The organism is Amycolatopsis keratiniphila, from assembly GCF_000400635.2.
Taxonomy (GTDB): Bacteria; Actinomycetota; Actinomycetes; order Mycobacteriales; family Pseudonocardiaceae; genus Amycolatopsis; species Amycolatopsis keratiniphila.
This window is the reverse complement of the sequence record NC_021252.1, coordinates 8,618,188-8,634,314: the sequence shown is the minus strand read 5'-3', so window position 1 is coordinate 8,634,314 and position 16,127 is coordinate 8,618,188. Positions and strand designations below refer to the sequence as shown.

The following is a 16,127-nucleotide window of genomic DNA, read 5'->3' as shown; positions in this document are numbered from 1 at the left end:
GGGCGGCGTGAACGTTTCCGACCTCGCGGGCAGGCTCCGCGATCTTCGGTTCGACGGCTACACCGACACCGGGATCGCGACCGAGATCGAGCAGTTCCGCAGCGGCGACGGCACCGGCAGCATCGGCATCGCCGTCGACGCGCTGAAGGCCGTCGCGGGCGCGCTCGCCGACACCGACAAGACGCTGCGCGACGAGCTGGGCAAGCTCGGCGTGGAATGGCAGAGCGAAGCGGGCGGTGCCGCCGGTCAGGTGTTCACCGAGCAGGCGGGCTTCTCCCAGGACGCGAACACGAAGGTCTCGCATTCCGCGGAGATGATCTTCGCCCAGGGTGAGGCCTTCAACCGGACCCTGCACAAGCTCCCGGATCCGGAAGTGGTCCGGAAGGGCGCCGGCGGCCTGACCGTCGGCGATGTCCTGCTGAGCCTCATCGGGTTCGAAACCGACCACGCCAAGACCGTCAGCGCCGCGAACAACGCGCGGGCGCAGGCGCAGGAGGCGTTGAACGACTACGCCAAGACGAGCGGCGAGAACCTGCTGTCGACCGACACCCTGGCCGACCCGCAGGCGATGAACCTGACCCAGACCACGACCACCGCCGGAGCGGGCGGCGGGTCCGGCCCGCTCGACCTCGCGGGCACGGCCACGGACCTGACCCCGGACGGCAGCGTGCGCCCGGCGTCGGCGGCCGTCGAGTCGAAGTACGTGCCGCCGGTCGCGCAGCCGGTCAGCCACCCGAAGGCGCCGTCCTACGACGCCCCGACCCCGGCCTACGGCGTCGCCATGGGCGGCGGAACGGCTCGGAAGACCGCTTCGGCGGCGCCCGCCCCGGGCGCGACCGTTCCCGCGGGCTCGACCACGCCGTCCGGCACGTCGAAGCCCGCCCCGGCGCCGGGCACCGGCTGGGTGACGCCGAACCGGCCGTCCCCGCAGCCCGAACAGGGCAGGCCGTCGTACCCGGGCACCGGCTCGCCCGTCTCTCCGCCGTTCGTCCCGCCGGGCGCGCCGACCACCCCGAACGTCCCGCCGCCGGGTCAGTCCACCGGCAGCGCGCCGCCGAACAGCACCACGTCGGCGCAGCCGCTCGGCAAGTCGTTCGGCCCCGGTCCCGGAATCGACGGCGCCCTCGGCAAGGGCCCCGGCTCCAGCTCCGGTCCCGGTGTCTTCGGCAACGTCGGCGGTGGCACCGGCGGCGGTGACCAGGCGCTCGGCAAGGGCCGCTCGGTCGGCTCCGGACCGCAGACGCCGATGGCCCCCGGCAACGAATCCGGCCGTGGCTTCCCCGCCGTCCCGAAGATCACCGGCCCGGCCGCGGGCGACCTGGGCGCCGGTGCCGCCGCACTCGGCGCCGGTGTCGCCGGTGGCGCGCTGAGCGGCGACAAGGAACGCGACCGCCGTCCCCGCCAGGAAGGCGGCGTGAAGCCGACCCGTCAGCTGCCGATCGGCGAGCTTCCCGAAGAGGAGGCCATGCGGCGCTCGGAGAAGATCGGCGCGAAGCAGCCGAAGCCCGAGTCGAAGTTCATGGAGCGCGCCGCCACCCAGGACGTCGAAGAGGATGCCGAGCACATCAGGCGCTACGGCGTCGACGACAAGGACCTGTTCACCGACGAGCGGCTGGTGTCGCCCGACGTGATCGGTGACCACGGCAACCGGGAAGCGCGCTGAACCTGTGCCGAACGACAACGGCAGCCTGGTGCTGTCCGCACTCGAGTTCGAAATGCTCTGGGAAGCCGAAAGGCTGCCCCGCCGCCATGTCGCACTCGACGTGCCGAGCCCCGGAACGACCCACACGGAGCGGGCGGCACTGATCGAAGAGGCCTGGGAATCCCTGCGCGCGCGAGGGCTCGCGCGGGGACACCAGGCGTCGGGCGAACTGGTCGACATGCTGAACCTGTTCGCGCATCCCCGGCTCGCGATCGACGTCTGGGTGTGGACCGACCGCGAGATCAAGGGCCAGGCGGTCAGCGTCGGCAACCAGGCGTTGCTCGGCGTGATCGACTCCGGCCAGGTGTGGCTGATCCCCGCCCGTGAGAGCTCGCTGGCCGAAGCCGCCGTCTCGGTCGCGGGCGACCTCGGCCCCGGCGTCGGCCAGTCGATCAGCATCCCCCACGACGTCCTGGTCCAGGCCGACGCCGCGGCCCGCGGCGACGCGAAAGCGCTGGTCACCGCGTTGGAAGACTTGGACGTCCCCCTCTGGCAGGCGCAGGAGGTGGCGGGCATGCTGCTCGGCCAGGAGGCGCGCGGCCAGTTCGGCGCCGAACGCGCGGGCCGCGACGGCCGTCCCCGCCGCGCGGACAGCGTGGTCGCCTTCTACGACACGGACGCGGGCCGCTATCTGTTCCAGGTCGCGCGGAACCGCGACGGGCGGGATTGGGCGACCATCACCCCGGCGGACAATCAGTTGCTCGCGACGCGTATCCGGGAAGTCGCCGATTTCTGATTCGCCCGATTATCGGCGGGGTGGAAGTTGGCGTGGATACGCACACGGCCCACTGCCGAGGTCTTAAAGTATGCGCGGGAACCGTCGTGATCGGCCACGCGTCAGATCGGGCGGACACAAGTTTTTCCGTGAAGGGGATGACGAACCGTGCCTGTGTACGACCCGGATTCCATGGGGATCGCCGCCGGTCAGGTGGAGAAGCTCAAGGACGAGTTCGAGAAGACCAAAAAAGGCGTCACCGGGATGGATGACGAGAAGGAAAGCCCCTTCGGCGGAGTGGACGAGCACGGCGACGCGCAGGGCGCGGTCGGCAAGTTCAAGCAGGGAGTGCACAACGAATTCGATTCGGCCGGCCAGCTGATGGAGGCCACGGCCTTCGTGCTGCGAAAGGCGGCGGGGTTGATCAAGGAGACCGAAGCGGTCCACGTGGACAACCTGAAGGTGCACGGGGACCTGTGACGACTCGCCAGGCCTGGGGGCCGAAGACCAAGGGGGCTTGAGCAGTGGCTTTGAACGGTGTCGGCGCCGGCACGCCCGACGGCTGGGACGGACTGGTCCAGAAGGCCGAGCAGATCAGCAAAGTCAATCTCGCCGCCATTCAGAACGCGTCGAGGCAGTTCAAGACGGCCGCCGACAACGCGGGTGATCACAGCGCGGCGTTGAAAACGTCGACCGAAGCGCTGAACGGCGGCGTCTGGGCCGGGCCCGCCGCGGAAGCGTTCTTCGAGTACGTCAAGTCGATCACCACGGCCGGGAAGAACGTCGAAGAGCAGTTGGGCAAGGTCGTCGACGACCTCGATCGCGTCCACACCGATCTCGGCAACATCAAGGCCCAGGTGAAGGGCGTCTACGAAGACGCCGAAGCGGCGGTCAACACCAGGAACGCGCAGGCGGAGAAGGACAAGAACGCGGCGATCACGGCCGCCGCGCAGGCCGAGAAGGATCACAAACCGGCGCCGAGTCCTTCAGCCGACGAGATCATCCAGAAGGCCAAGACCGACATCAACGGCATCGCCAAGGACGCGGACGGCCGGGTCAAGGGCCTGCTCGACCAGGCCAACCAGATGATCCAGAAGTCCCAAGAGCTGATGAAGAAGGACATCCAGGGCGGTTACTCCACCGTCCCGATGCCCGGTAAGGACGGCTCCGTCCCCAAGCGCACCGGTGGTCTCCACGCCGGTGGCGGTGGCGGCGGCGGAGGAGGCGGAGGTGGGGGCGGCGGCCTCGGCCCGAGCGGCGGTCCTCCGTCGACGACGCCGCCGGGCAACGTCCAGCAGTGGATCCAGGAGGCCATCAAGATCCTGCAGGCCAACGGGATCCCGGTGACCGAGGCGGACATCCAGAAGATCTGGACGATCATCGAGAAGGAGTCCGGCGGTAACCCCAACGCCATCAACAACTGGGACTCCAACGCGGCGAAGGGCACGCCGTCCAAGGGTTTGATGCAGTGCATCGACCCGACCTTCAACGCGCACAAGCTTCCCGGGCACGACGACATCTACAACCCGGTGGACAACATCATCGCGGGCGTGCGGTACACGTTCTCGCGGTACGGCGGTTTCGAAGGCCACCCAGGCCTGAAGTCCATGGCCGGCGGCGGCGGATACCAGGGCTACTAACGAGATCGACCGGCTCGCATGCCAGCGTCTTGAGCCCGCCAGAAGTACGTGAAGGCCCCCTTCATTGCGTCTAGCGCAGTGAAGGAGGCCTTCACGGATCGGAATGGGGTTCAAGTCGCCGCTACGCGGTTCTCTTCGCGAAGGCGAGTTAGCTGAGGGCAAGGCAAACGGTCCCGAGCCGGGGTCGTGAGTGAAAAAGAGTGTTAGAACGACCAATATCACTCACGACCGCCATCCAAAAAGCTCATATCGGACATATGGGCGGTCAAATGTCCTTTGTGGACGATCGACCGGCGGCGCGCGCGTGCCCTCGCCCGACCGGCCGACCTCGGCCCAGCGGACACGCCTTAGCCTCACCCCATGCTCATCCCCGGTCCCGCCGCACGTTCCGACGTCCCGCCGTTCCATGTCATGGACGTCCTTTCGGCCGCACAGGCCCGGCAGCGCAGTCACGGCGACCTGGTCCCGCTGCTCGCCGGTCAGCCGTCCGCGCCGGCGCCGCAACCCGTGCTCGAAGCCGCGCAGCGGGCGCTGAAGGACCACAACCTCGGCTACACCGAGCAGCTCGGCATCCCGGAGCTGCGCGAGGCCGTCGCGGAGCACTAACAACCGCACGTACCCGGTCGACGTGAGCCCGCAGGACGTCATCATGACGACCGGTTCTTCCGGTGGTTTCCTGCTTTCGTTCCTCAGTGCCTTCGGGGCGGGCGACCGCGTCGCGATGGCGCGGCCCGGCTATCCGGCCTACCGCAACCTGCTGAAGGTGCTCGGTTGCGAGGTCGTCGAGTTCGCCACCGGGGCGGACACGAACTTCCAGCCGACCGTCGCGTTGCTCGACGAATTGGGGCCGATCAAGGGACTCATCGTGGCCAGCCCGAGCAATCCGACCGGCACCGTCCTGCCGCCGGGTGAACTGGCGGCGATCAGCGGCTGGTGCGCGTCACGCGGTGTGCAGCTGATCAGCGACGAGATCTACCACGGGATCTCTTACGGCGCCGGGCTCGATTGCGCCTGGCAGTACGGCAAAGAAGCGCTCGTCCTCGGCTCGTTTTCCAAATACTTCGCCATGACCGGCTGGCGGCTCGGCTGGATGCTCGCGCCACAGCGGCTGCATCGCGCGATCGACGTCCTGACCGGCAACTTCACCATCTGCCCGCCCGCGGTCTCCCAGCACGCCGCGGTCGCCGCGTTCACCCCGGAGGCGTATGCGGAGGCCAACGGCCACGTCGAGCGCTACCGGGCCAACCGCGACGTGCTCTTCGCCGGCCTCAAGGGCATCGGTATCGACAAGCTGGCGCCGGCCGAAGGCGCCTTCTACGCCTACGCCGACGTGTCCGCGTACACGAACGACAGTCTCAGCTGGTGCCAGCGGCTCCTCGCCGACACGGGTGTCGCGATCGCCCCCGGGATCGACTTCGACCCGGTCGACGGTGGCCGGTTCGTGCGCTTCTCCTTCGCGGGTTCTCGCGAGGACATCGAGGAAGGGGTCCGCAGGCTGGGCGACTGGCTCGGTCAGGGGGAACCCGGAAATCACCCTGAACGTTAGGCGGAATGAAGGCGCTCGCGAGCTCTGCCTGACAACCTGGACTCACCGGGCCCGCTCGGGCACGGTGAGGCAATCGGAGGATGCCATGTTCTGGAAGATCGTCGGCGGGCTGATCCTGGCTTGGGTGGCCTTCATGGTGCTCGGATCCGTGCTCGGTTTCCTCGTGAAGGCCGTCTTTTGGATCGCCGTCATCGGCGGCGCGGTCTTCCTCGGCACGGCCGCGTACGGCGCCATCAAGGGCAAGGGCACCCCGAAGCAGCTCCGCCGTTAAGGCTTACGCGCCACCCCGCCGAGCGACGTGAAGTTCACGGGCGAAAGCGGGGTGAAGCGCGGGCCGTCCGGCCACCACAGGTGCGGGTACGTCAGCCCTGGCTCCATGAGATCGAGTCCTTCGAAGAACGACTCGATCTCGTCACGCGTGCGGTACAGCGTGTCCAGCCCCGTGCCGTTGAAGCGCTTCTCGAGCGCCGTCGCGACGTCGGCGGCTTCGGAGCCGTCGGCGGGGTTGTGCTGGTGCAGCAGCGCGACGAACGAGCCCGGGGCCAGCGCGTCGACGTAGGCGCGGACGATCTTCCGCGCCTCGTCGAGGTCCTGGAGGTGATGGACGATCGCGCACAGGACCAGCCCGACGGGCCGCTCGAAGTCCAGCCGGTGAGTGCGGGCGAGTTGCTCGATGACCTCGGCCGGCTCGGTCAGGTCCGCGGCGACCATATGCGCGAAGTCGTTCGCCGCGAGCAGCGCGCGGCCGTGTGCCTGCACCACCGGGTCCCGGTCGACGTAGACGACCTGCGCCTCGGGGTTGTACCGCTGCGCGACCTGGTGCGTGTTGTCCATGCTCGGGAAGCCGGAGCCGAGGTCGAGGAACTGGTCGATGCCTTCCCGGTCGGTCAGGTAGCGCACGGTCCGCACCAGCCAGTGCCGGACCTCCTTGGCCATCGTCCGCGCGTCCGGCGAGATCTCCAGGATCTGGCGCAGCGCCACCCTGTCGGCCTCGTAGTTGTCCTGGCCGCCCATGAGCGCGTCGAAGACCCTCGCGATGCTCGGCCGGTCGAAATCGACGGGCACGAACGGGCGCTGGTCCGCTGACATGGGCACCTACCGGGTCAACTCGGTTTGGACGCGTTCAGCGTAGGTCATCGGCTTCACCGCGCGTAAGCGGATGAGCGGTGAGGGTGAATTATTCCTCCGAAGAGCCGAAGCTGGATTTCGCTGTTGTCACGCCGACCCACCGTTCGGCCTTCATCCCCACCGCCCGTGCACCGTCCACATTGGACTGTCGATCGTCGAAGAACAGGCAGTCGCCCGGCTCGGCGCCGAGTTCGGCGAGCAGGATCCGATAGATCTTCGCGTCGGGCTTCATGCAGCCGAGGTCACCGGAGAAGAGCTTCACCCGGAACAGCTTCGCCCACTCCTGTTCGCGCACCCAGCTGCCGAAGGTGGACGACGCGTTCGAGAGCAGCGCGAGCGCCGCACCTGCTTCGTGCAGCCCTTCCAGCAGTTCGAGGACGTCCGGTTCGAGGTGCGTCCAGCCCTCGACGTCGATGCGAGTCAGTTCGTCGGCGAAGGCCTTGTCGACAGGGACGTTCAGCGCGCGGCCGACGTTCTGCCAGTACTCGAGGTCCGAGCCGCCGGAGTCGTACTGGACCCGCTCGGCCCAGTAGTGCGGCTCGAAGTCGGCGACGTCGAGGTCGAAGGCCTTGGCCAGGGTCGGCAGCGCGTCGGTGTGCTCGCTGATGACGTCGCCGTAGTCGAAGACGATCCAGTTCATGTTTCAGCCCCCGGTCTTGATGCGTTGAAGGGTTTCTTCGATGTCCGCCGCGGAAAGGTCCCGGTGCGCCACGAACCGGATCCGGCCCGAGCTGGGCAGCGTCAGGATCCCGAGCCCGGCCAGCCACGCCAGTCGTCCTTCGAGGTCCGGTGCGGTGACCTGCACGATGTTGGTCTCGGGAACGTTGACCTCCCAGCCGTGCTCGGCGAACCCGGCCGCGAGCCGGGTCGCGTTCTCGTGTGTTTCGGCGAGGTCGCCGATGCGGTCCAGCGCGACCATGCAGGCCGCGGCCAGCACACCGGCCTGGCGGACGCCGCCGCCGAGCATCTGGCGCATCCGCCGCGCCTTCTCGACGAACTCCTCGCTGCCGGCCACCACCGAGCCGACGGGCGCGCCGAGCCCCTTGGAGAAGCAGGCGGACACGGTGTCGACGCCGACCGTGAGCGCCGCGGGCGGGACCTCCAGCGCGACCGACGCGTGCCAGATGCGGGCGCCGTCGAGGTGCACGGTCAGCCCGGCCTCCTTCGCGACCGCGACCAGCTGGGCGTGCTCGTCGGGCGGGGTGACCGCGCCGCCCGCCGTGTTGTGCGTGTTCTCCAGGCACAACAGCGGGGTGCGCAGCGCGTAGTACGGCCCGCGCGGGACGCCGATCGCGGCCGAAAGCGTCTCCGGCGTCGGCCGCCCGGGCCCGGCGTCGTGCTCCAGCGGCTCCGGCATGCCGCCCGCGAGCCACGCGGCGGAACCGAGCTCGTCGGTGATGACGTGCGAGCCCCGCGGCGCGAGGAACCGGTCGCCACGCTGGAGATGGATGCTCAGCGCGATCAGGTTCGCCATGGTCCCGGACGGGGTCCAGAGCGCGGCCGGCATGCCGAGGAGTTTCGCGGCGCGCTGTTCGAGCGCGGAGACGGTCGGGTCACCGTCGAGGACGTTGTCGCCGACCTCGGCCTTCGCCATGGCCTGGCGCATGACGTCGTCGGGACGGGTGACGGTGTCGGAGCGGAAATCGAGCAGCGGGAGAGAGCGCGAGGTCACGGTACGATCACATCACATCGACGGGCCTGCGGTGAATCTCCTCCCCGGCTGGTCCGCCGCGCCCGCTCATGCAACCGTGGACGCCCCCGGTTCCGTCCTACCCACCGACGAGGCAAGAGCGGAGACAAAAACCGCGTGAACCAGCGCGACGAACAAGAATTCGCGGAGTACTTCGCCGCGAAGCGGGACTCCGTGCGCAGGACCGCGTACATGCTCTGCGGTGACTGGCATCGTGCGGACGATCTCGCGCAGACGGCGTTCGTCGCGCTGCACCGGAGGTGGAAGAAGATCAGAGAACGGGCGGCGACCGACGCCTACGTGCGGAAGACGCTGGTCAGGGCGGCCATCGACGAGTCGAGGCGGCCGTGGCGGCGGGAGTGGCAGACCGAAGAGCTGCCCGAACCGCCGCAGGACGGCTTCGACCTCGGCGAACAGGTCGTCACCAGGGAAGACCTGCTGGCCGCGTTGCGCGAAGTGCCCCCGAAGCAGCGGGCCGTGCTGGTGCTCAGGTTCTTCGAGGGGCTGGACGTCGGTGCGGCGGCGAAGGCGCTGGGCTGCAGCGAAGGGAACGTGAAGAGCCAGACCGCGCGCGGGCTGGCGAACCTCAGGCAGGTCATGGAGAAGGAGGAGGTGGCACGGGATGGACGAGAATGAGCTGAAGGCGTTGTTCCGTGACGCCCCCGGCGACGCGCCGTCGCCGACCTTCGACACCGCCGACGTGGTCCGCGCCTCGAAACGCGCCACTGCCCGACGCCGAAACGGTATCGCGGTGGCCTGTAGTGCGGTGGTTTTGGTGCTGGCCGGAGTGGGCATGTTCGGCGTGCTCGGCGGAACCGACTTCGAACTGGGGACCGCGGCCAAATCCGATCAAGAAGCGGCGTCCGCGGGGCAACCCGGGGCGGCGTCCGCACGTCCTCAGAACGGGGAGTCCTCGAACTTCTCGAACCCGCCGCCTCAGCAGGGGGGCGGCGGAGTAGAGAAGACCGGCCCATTGGTGGCCGAAGGCACCTACGGGTGCGACCAGGTGGACCGGGAGCTCGCCACCGCCCTCGCTGGCGAGCTCCCGGTCCCCGTGGATGTCGCCAAATCGACGCCCGGCGACATCTGTACGACGGGAGCCAGGTCGGCGGGGTTCCAGGTGCCGGGCGGCACGGTCTCCGCGGCGGTCTACCCGGCGGGCTCGTCCGTCCCGGTGATGCCCACCGGAGCGGCCGAGGCGCGGCGGACCACCGCCAAGGGGTCGCTCGTGATCGTGGTGAGCCTCGGCGACGGCTCCGGCAGGCCCGCCCTTCCCGAGTCCGACGTCGACAGGCTGGTCGGCGTGCTCGCCGCCCGGTATTAACCGAGCTGGCAAAATAGCCCGTCATGACCGCCGCAGCGACCACGCCGAAGGGTGAGCGACGCCGTGCCGAGCTGATCGAGGCCGCGTCGTCGCTCCTGGCCGAGGGCGGTTTCGACGCCGTGCGGCATCGTGCGGTCGCCGAACGGGCGGGTCTGCCGCTCGCTTCGACGACGTACTACTTCGACTCGCTCGAAGAACTCGTCACCGCCGCGGTGGAGCATCACGCGAAGGTGGAACTGGAGGACGGGCGGCAGCGTCTCGACGAGCTGGCGACCCGCAACCGCGGCGTCGAGGCCACCGTCGACCTGGTGCTGGACATGCTCCTCGGCCCGCTTCGCCCCGATCGCGAGGCCGACGCCGAAGCGGTCCTCCTGCGCTACGAGCGTCTCGTCGGGACAGGGCGCCGTCCGTACCTTCGTCCCCTCATGCGGACGCTGTCCGCGCAGCTGTACGAGCTGCTCCACGAGATCTTCGCGCGCTCCGGCAATCCTGTGGACGCCACCGAGCTGGAGCGGCTCGTCGCCCTGGTCGACGGTGCCGTGGTCAACGCGCTCATCGAGGTCGACCCGGAGCCACGGGCCGCCGCCGCGCGCATGCTCCAGGCGGCCCTCGCCTAGCGCCGGTTAGTCTGGCCGCGTGACGGACAAGCCCCGCATCCCCAACGTGCTCGCCGGCCGCTACGCCTCGCCTGAGCTGGTCGAACTCTGGTCCCCGGAACGCAAGGTCGTGCTGGAGCGCGAGCTCTGGCTCGCCGTGCTCCGCGCGCAGGCCGACCTCGGCGTCGAGGTGCCGGACGGTGTCGTCGCCGACTACGAACGCGTCCTGGAGCAGGTCGACCTCGATTCGATCGCCGCGCGCGAGCGGGTCACCCGGCACGACGTGAAGGCCCGCATCGAGGAGTTCAACGCGCTCGCCGGGCACGAGCACGTCCACAAGGGCATGACGTCGCGGGATCTCACCGAGAACGTCGAGCAGCTGCAGGTGCTCCGTTCCCTGGAGCTGATGCGCAGCCGCGTCGGCGCGGTGCTCGCCCGGCTCGCCGCGATCGCGGTCGAGCACGCCGACACGGTGATGGCAGGCCGTTCGCACAACGTCGCCGCGCAGGCGACGACCCTGGGCAAGCGGTTCGCCACCGCCGCCGACGAACTGCTGGTCGCCTTCGACCGGCTCGAAAACCTCATCGGCCGCTACCCGCTGCGCGGGATCAAGGGACCGGTCGGCACCGCGCAGGACATGCTCGACCTGCTCGGCGACGAGTCCACTTTGGACGAACTGGAGTCGCGGGTCGCGGCCCACCTCGGCTTCGAGAACGTGTTCACCAGCGTCGGCCAGGTGTACCCGCGTTCGCTCGACTTCGACGTGCTGTCCACCGTCGTCCAGCTCGCGGCCGCCCCGTCGAGCCTGGCGAAGACGATCCGCCTGATGGCCGGCCACGAGCTGGTCACCGAGGGCTTCAAGCCCGGCCAGGTCGGCTCGTCGGCCATGCCGCACAAGATGAACACCCGTTCGTGCGAGCGGGTCAACGGGCTCGCCGTGGTGCTGCGCGGCTACCTGTCGATGATCGGCGAACTCGCCGGCGACCAGTGGAACGAAGGCGACGTGTCCGACTCCGTCGTCCGCCGGGTCGCGCTGCCCGACGCGTTCTTCGCGCTCGACGGCCTGCTGGAGACCTTCCTCACGGTCCTGGCCGAGTTCGGCGCCTTCCCGGCGGTCATCGGACGTGAGCTCGATCGCTATCTGCCGTTCCTCGCGACCACCAAGGTGCTCATGGCCTCGGTCCGCGCGGGCGTCGGGCGTGAAACCGCTCACGAGGCGATCAAGGAGAACGCCGTCGGCGTCGCGCTCGCGATGCGGGAGCAGGGGCTGGCCGAGAACGACCTTCTCGACCGGCTCGCCGCCGACGAGCGCATCCCGCTCGACCGCGGTGAGCTGGACAAACTCCTCGCCGACCGAATCTCGTTCACCGGTGTCGCGCCCCGTCAGGTGGCCGCGATCGCGTCGCGCGTCGAGGCCATCCTGGAGCGTTTCCCGGAGGCGGCGAACTACTCGCCGGCACCGATTCTCTGACCTGTGAGCAGCCCCACCACGGGGCGTTCACAGAGTGAGACGAAGTTACTCGATCGGGCGAAATGCCTAATCTCGATCGCTGAACCCGGAGCGCCAGGCCGCCCATGAGGCGGCCTGGCGTGTTTGTATCGCGCCTTGCGCGCCGACACCCACGGAAGAAGCGATGAGATCCACGCTGTCGAAATTCGTCGCCGTCGTCACGGCCGGAGCGGCCACCCTCGCCCTCGCCGCCTGCGGCTCCGGTGACGCGAGCACGACCGGCCAGAAGCTGCGGGTCGGCACCCTGACCGACGCGCCGCCGTCCATCTACCTGGAGAACGGCACCTTCACCGGCTACGACAACGAACTGCTGCGCGACATCGCGAAGCGCGAGGGCTTCGAAGTCGAGTTCGTCGGCACCGAGTTCGCCGGTCTGCTCGCCGCCGTCGCCACCAACAAGTTCGACATCGGCAGCTCCACGATCTCCACCACCGAGGCCCGCAAGAAGACCGTCGCGTTCAGCAACGGCTACAGCACCGGGTTCACCTCGATCATCACCAAGAAGGGCGCGGGCCTCAAGGACGTCGGCGCCTTCAACGGCAAGCGGCTCGGCGTCGTGCAGGCGTCGGTGCAGGACGACTTCGCGAGCGGCAAGGTGCCCGGCGCCAACGTCGTCCGCTTCCCCGACTACAACGCCGGTTTCGCGCAGCTGAAGGGCGGCAGCCTCGACGGCTGGGTCGTGCCGAAGGACATCGGGCAGAAGTACATCGACCAGAACCCGGACCTGCAGCTGGAGTTCGGCTACACCGTCGAGACCAAGGACACGCCGTCCGCGTTCGCCGTCCGCAAGGACAACAAGGAACTGCTGAAGAAGATCAACGACGGCCTCGCGAAGGCCGTGGCGGACGGCACCGTCGCCCGCCTGCACGCCCGGTTCTTCAAGACCGAGCCGCTGCCCAAGGAACTCGAACAGGGCGGCCCCGGCCTGCCTGTGCAGAACTCGGGGGTCTGAAAACCATGAAGAAAACGCTGCTCGCCACGCTGGCCGCGGGCCTCGTCGCCGTGCTCACCGCCTGCGGTGGCGGCGAGTCCGCCACCGAGAAGACGTTGCGCGTCGGGACGCTGAGCGACGCGCCGCCGAACATCTACGTCGAGAACGGCAACTACACCGGCTTCGACAACGAACTGCTGAAGGCCATCGCCGCCAAGCAGAACCTGAAGCTCGAGTTCGCGTCGACCGACTTCTCGTCGCTGCTGGGCCAGGTCGCGAACAACCAGTTCGACATCGGCAGCTCGGCCATCGCGCAGACCGACGAGCGCAAGAAGAACGTCGACTTCTCCAGTCCGTACAACTTCGAGGTCATGAGCATCCAGACCAAGGACGGCTCGCCGATCACCGAGGAGAAGGGCCTGTCCGGCAAGCGGGTCGCGGTCATCCAGGCGACCGTCGGCGACAAGTGGCTCACCTCGACGGTGCCCGACGCGCAGGCCGTGCGCTTCCCGGGGTACGCCCCGGCGCTGGCCGCGCTGAAGAGCGGCGCCGTCGACGCCTACATCCTCGACCAGGCGATCGCCGAGACGAACGTCAAGGAGAGCACCGACGCGAAGCTCAAGGTCGTCAAGTCCTTCACCACCGACGTGCCCCACGGCTTCGCGGTGAAGAAGGGCAACAGCGAGCTGCTCACCAAGATCAACGAGGGCCTCAAGCAGGTCATCGCCGACGGCACCTGGGTCAAGCTGCACGAGAAGTTCCTGCCCACGGCCCCGGTCCCGGCCCAGTTCAAGGCGTGAGGATCACGATGAAGAAGTCACTCGCCGCCGTCGTCAGCGCCGCCCTCCTGGCGGTGCTGGCGGCGTGCGGCGGCGGTGAGGACGCCGGCGGGAAAACCCTTCGCGTCGGCACTCTCAGCGACTCGAAACCCAACGCCTATCAGGAAAACGGCGTGTTCACCGGGTTCGACAACGAGCTGCTGAAGGCCATCGCCGCGCACCAGAACCTGAAACTCGAATTCGTCTCCACGGAGTTCTCGGCGCTGCTCGGCCAGGTCGCCACCGGCAAGTTCGACATCGGCAGCTCGGGGATCTCGCAGACCGACGAACGCCGCAAGACCGTCGACTTCTCGGCGCCGTACAACTACCAGTCGCTCGGCATCGAGACCCGCGAGGGCGTCGCGATCACCGACGAGAACTCCTTGGCGGGCAAGCGGATCGGCGTCGTCCAGGGCACGGTGTCGGACAGCTGGCTGGCGGCCAACGCGCCCACCGCGCAGGCGGTGCGGTTCCCGCAGGACGCCGCCGCCCTCGCCGCGCTGAAGTCGGGCGCGATCGACGGCGCTATCTTCGACCAGGCGACCGCCGAGGACTACGCGGCGAAGAACCCGGACGCGAAACTCAGGGTTGTCAAGGCGATCACCACGACGATCCCGCACGGTTTCGCGGTCAGGAAGGGCAACACCGAGTTGGCGGGCAAGATCAACGCCGGGCTCAAGGCGGTCATCGCCGACGGGACCTGGGAAAGGGTGCACCAGCGGTTCGAGCCGAACGCGCCGGTGCCCGCCGAGTTCAAGGCCGGGCAGAAGTAAGTGGACGATTTCCTCAACACCTTCCTGAACTGGGAGTACATCTGGGAGGTCTTCCCCGACCTCCTCGGGACCGGCCTGCTGAACACGCTGATCCTGTCGGTGTTCTCGGCACTGATCGGCACCGTGCTCGGCATGCTGCTGGCCACGATGGGCCTGTCCAGCAAGGCGTGGCTGCGCTGGCCCGCCCGGGTGTACACCGACATCTTCCGCGGCCTGCCCGCGATCCTGACCATCCTGGTGATCGGGCAGGGCGGCGGGATCCTCATCCCGTCGCTGTCGCGGAATCCTTACCCGCTGGGCATTCTGGCGCTGAGCCTGATCGCGGCCGCCTACATCGGCGAGATCTTCCGCGCCGGTATCCAGAGTGTCGAAAAAGGACAGATGGAGGCCAGCCGCGCGCTGGGCATGAGCTACACCAAGGCGATGACGCTCGTCGTCATCCCGCAGGGCGTGCGGCGCGTGCTGCCCGCGCTGGTGAACCAGTTCATCGCGCTGGTCAAGGACTCCAGCCTGGTGTACTTCCTCGGCTTCCTCGCCGAGCAGCGCGACCTGTTCCGCATCGGGCAGGATCTCGCGGCGAACACCGGGAACCTGTCGCCGCTGGTCGCGGCGGGTGCGGTGTATCTGGTGATCACCGTGCCGCTGACCCATCTGGTCAACTACATCGACAAGAAGCTGCGCACCGGCAAGAAGATCCGGGTCGACGACGAGGGCGGCGAGCCGGAACTCCTGAACACCGGAAAGGTGCCGATGCCATGACCGCCGCCGTACGCTCATCGAGCGTCGAACTCCGCGACATCCACGTCTCCTTCGGCACCCTCGAAGTGCTGAAGGGCGTGAACCTCAAGGTCGAGAAGGGGCGCACGACCTGCATCATCGGGCCGTCGGGTTCCGGCAAGTCGACGCTGCTGCGCTGCGTGAACCGCCTCCAGGAGCCGGACTCGGGCGACCTGCTGCTGGGTGGCGAGAGCGTCATCTCGTCCGACCCGGACGCGCTGCGGCAGCGCGTCGGGATGGTGTTCCAGCACTTCAACCTGTTCGGGCACCGCAGCGTGCTGGACAACATCACCCTGCCGCTGCGCAGTGTGCGCAAACTCGGCAAGGAGGAGGCGGCGGAGATCGCGCACGCCCGCCTCGCCGAGGTCGGCCTCGCCGACAAGGCGCCGTACCGGCCGAGCGCGCTCTCGGGCGGGCAGCAGCAGCGGGTCGCGATCGCGCGGGCGCTCGCCATGGAGCCCGAGGTCATGCTGTTCGACGAGGCGACCAGCGCGCTGGACCCGGAGCTGGTCAAGGGCGTCCTCACCCTGATGGCGGGGCTGGCCGAGCGCGGGCTGACGCTGCTCGTGGTCACCCACGAGATGGGTTTCGCGCGCAGTGTCGCCGACGAGGTCGCGTTCATGGACGCCGGGAAGATCGTCGAACAGGGCGCTCCGGAGGCGATCTTCGACGCTCCGCGGAGCGAGCGGCTGCAGCGGTTCCTTTCGCAAGTGTTGTAGCGCGCTTCCCAAGTACATGAAGGCCCCCTTCCTTGCGCTAGACGCAGTGAAGGGGGCCTTCACGCGCATCTGCTGTGACTGCTGGGGCTTGTGGTGTCGCAGAGCCGCGGGTGGCGATCGTGTAGTCCGTGAAGGCCTCCTTGCCTACCTTCAGGGTAGGGAAGGGGGCCTTCACGGACCTGCGGCCAACGGCCACCCACATTCAGTAGGCACCTATGGCAGCCTTGGCCCTAACCGTCCTTAACACTCACGACGCCT

The 16,127-nt window shown here is 68.6% G+C and carries 17 protein-coding genes and 1 pseudogene; 15 read left to right on the top strand and 3 right to left on the bottom strand.

What is annotated here, in order from left to right; translation table 11 throughout:
- Positions 1 to 7: 7 nt before the first annotated feature.
- From AORI_RS80150 to AORI_RS80125, 6 genes and pseudogenes are all read left to right on the top strand, one after another.
- Positions 8 to 1,663 (top strand): PPE domain-containing protein, encoded by a 1,656-nt coding sequence (locus AORI_RS80150; RefSeq protein ID WP_016338070.1) that lies wholly within the window; start codon positions 8 to 10, stop codon positions 1,661 to 1,663.
- A gap of 4 nt (positions 1,664 to 1,667) precedes the next feature.
- The gene (locus tag AORI_RS80145; protein WP_016338069.1) at positions 1,668 to 2,438 is read left to right on the top strand and encodes an ESX secretion-associated protein EspG; all 771 of its coding nucleotides are present in this window, start codon (positions 1,668 to 1,670) and stop codon (positions 2,436 to 2,438) included.
- Between the two features lie 147 nt (positions 2,439 to 2,585).
- Complete coding sequence (locus tag AORI_RS80140; protein ID WP_038521469.1) at positions 2,586 to 2,897, top strand: hypothetical protein; 312 nt, start codon at positions 2,586 to 2,588, stop codon at positions 2,895 to 2,897.
- Positions 2,898 to 2,941: 44 nt separating this feature from the next.
- Positions 2,942 to 4,057 (top strand): transglycosylase SLT domain-containing protein, encoded by a 1,116-nt coding sequence (locus tag AORI_RS80135; protein WP_043848459.1) that lies wholly within the window; start codon positions 2,942 to 2,944, stop codon positions 4,055 to 4,057.
- 360 nt (positions 4,058 to 4,417) lie between these two features.
- Positions 4,418 to 5,603, top strand: a pseudogene (locus tag AORI_RS82320) (pyridoxal phosphate-dependent aminotransferase).
- 85 nt (positions 5,604 to 5,688) lie between these two features.
- The gene (locus AORI_RS80125) at positions 5,689 to 5,874 is read left to right on the top strand and encodes a hypothetical protein (RefSeq protein WP_007032516.1); all 186 of its coding nucleotides are present in this window, start codon (positions 5,689 to 5,691) and stop codon (positions 5,872 to 5,874) included.
- Here the strand turns inward: AORI_RS80125 and AORI_RS80120 are convergent.
- The 3 genes from AORI_RS80120 to AORI_RS80110 form a co-directional block, all read right to left on the bottom strand.
- Positions 5,871 to 6,692: an SAM-dependent methyltransferase gene (locus AORI_RS80120; RefSeq protein WP_016338066.1), complete on the bottom strand. Its 822-nt coding sequence runs from the start codon at positions 6,690 to 6,692 to the stop codon at positions 5,871 to 5,873. The genes AORI_RS80125 and AORI_RS80120 overlap by 4 nt on opposite strands.
- A gap of 88 nt (positions 6,693 to 6,780) precedes the next feature.
- The gene (locus tag AORI_RS80115) at positions 6,781 to 7,371 is read right to left on the bottom strand and encodes an HAD family hydrolase (protein WP_016338065.1); all 591 of its coding nucleotides are present in this window, start codon (positions 7,369 to 7,371) and stop codon (positions 6,781 to 6,783) included.
- 3 nt (positions 7,372 to 7,374) lie between these two features.
- A complete protein-coding gene (locus tag AORI_RS80110; RefSeq protein ID WP_016338064.1) occupies positions 7,375 to 8,403 on the bottom strand; it encodes a threonine aldolase family protein in 1,029 nt (342 codons plus the stop codon).
- Positions 8,404 to 8,538: 135 nt separating this feature from the next.
- Here AORI_RS80110 and AORI_RS80105 point away from each other — a divergent pair, with 135 nt between their 5' ends.
- The 9 genes from AORI_RS80105 to AORI_RS80065 all read left to right on the top strand — a co-directional run bounded on the left by AORI_RS80105 (position 8,539) and on the right by AORI_RS80065 (position 15,869).
- Positions 8,539 to 9,057: a SigE family RNA polymerase sigma factor gene (locus tag AORI_RS80105; RefSeq protein ID WP_005152531.1), complete on the top strand. Its 519-nt coding sequence runs from the start codon at positions 8,539 to 8,541 to the stop codon at positions 9,055 to 9,057.
- Entirely contained in the window at positions 9,044 to 9,745 is a 702-nt protein-coding gene (locus tag AORI_RS80100; protein WP_016338063.1) for a hypothetical protein, read from the top strand. The genes AORI_RS80105 and AORI_RS80100 overlap by 14 nt, the downstream gene beginning before the upstream one ends.
- Before the next feature lie 23 nt (positions 9,746 to 9,768).
- A complete protein-coding gene (locus AORI_RS80095) occupies positions 9,769 to 10,362 on the top strand; it encodes a TetR/AcrR family transcriptional regulator (protein ID WP_016338062.1) in 594 nt (197 codons plus the stop codon).
- A 19-nt stretch (positions 10,363 to 10,381) separates the two neighbouring features.
- Positions 10,382 to 11,812: an adenylosuccinate lyase gene (gene purB, locus AORI_RS80090; protein WP_016338061.1), complete on the top strand. Its 1,431-nt coding sequence runs from the start codon at positions 10,382 to 10,384 to the stop codon at positions 11,810 to 11,812.
- 163 nt (positions 11,813 to 11,975) lie between these two features.
- Positions 11,976 to 12,803, top strand: a complete 828-nt coding sequence (locus tag AORI_RS80085) for a substrate-binding periplasmic protein (RefSeq protein ID WP_016338060.1) — start codon at positions 11,976 to 11,978, stop codon at positions 12,801 to 12,803.
- Between the two features lie 5 nt (positions 12,804 to 12,808).
- On the top strand, positions 12,809 to 13,582 hold the full coding sequence (locus tag AORI_RS80080) for an ABC transporter substrate-binding protein (RefSeq protein ID WP_016338059.1): 774 nt from the start codon (positions 12,809 to 12,811) through the stop codon (positions 13,580 to 13,582).
- A gap of 8 nt (positions 13,583 to 13,590) precedes the next feature.
- Positions 13,591 to 14,373, top strand: a complete 783-nt coding sequence (locus tag AORI_RS80075) for an ABC transporter substrate-binding protein (RefSeq protein ID WP_016338058.1) — start codon at positions 13,591 to 13,593, stop codon at positions 14,371 to 14,373.
- Complete coding sequence (locus AORI_RS80070) at positions 14,374 to 15,132, top strand: amino acid ABC transporter permease (RefSeq protein WP_016338057.1); 759 nt, start codon at positions 14,374 to 14,376, stop codon at positions 15,130 to 15,132.
- The gene (locus AORI_RS80065; protein WP_016338056.1) at positions 15,129 to 15,869 is read left to right on the top strand and encodes an amino acid ABC transporter ATP-binding protein; all 741 of its coding nucleotides are present in this window, start codon (positions 15,129 to 15,131) and stop codon (positions 15,867 to 15,869) included. The genes AORI_RS80070 and AORI_RS80065 overlap by 4 nt, the downstream gene beginning before the upstream one ends.
- The last annotated feature ends 258 nt before the right edge of the window (positions 15,870 to 16,127 follow it).

Excerpts from the sequence above, each read along its gene's own strand:
- AORI_RS80125 (WP_007032516.1), top strand. The coding sequence starts at position 5,689 with ATGTTCTGGAAGATCGTCGGCGGGCTGATCCTGGCTTGGGTGGCCTTC.
- AORI_RS80120 (WP_016338066.1), bottom strand. The coding sequence starts at position 6,692 with ATGTCAGCGGACCAGCGCCCGTTCGTGCCCGTCGATTTCGACCGGCCG.
- AORI_RS80115 (WP_016338065.1), bottom strand. The coding sequence starts at position 7,371 with ATGAACTGGATCGTCTTCGACTACGGCGACGTCATCAGCGAGCACACC.
- AORI_RS80100 (WP_016338063.1), top strand. The coding sequence starts at position 9,044 with ATGGACGAGAATGAGCTGAAGGCGTTGTTCCGTGACGCCCCCGGCGAC.
- AORI_RS80095 (WP_016338062.1), top strand. The coding sequence starts at position 9,769 with ATGACCGCCGCAGCGACCACGCCGAAGGGTGAGCGACGCCGTGCCGAG.
- AORI_RS80085 (WP_016338060.1), top strand. The coding sequence starts at position 11,976 with ATGAGATCCACGCTGTCGAAATTCGTCGCCGTCGTCACGGCCGGAGCG.
- AORI_RS80080 (WP_016338059.1), top strand. The coding sequence starts at position 12,809 with ATGAAGAAAACGCTGCTCGCCACGCTGGCCGCGGGCCTCGTCGCCGTG.
- AORI_RS80075 (WP_016338058.1), top strand. The coding sequence starts at position 13,591 with ATGAAGAAGTCACTCGCCGCCGTCGTCAGCGCCGCCCTCCTGGCGGTG.
- AORI_RS80065 (WP_016338056.1), top strand. The coding sequence starts at position 15,129 with ATGACCGCCGCCGTACGCTCATCGAGCGTCGAACTCCGCGACATCCAC.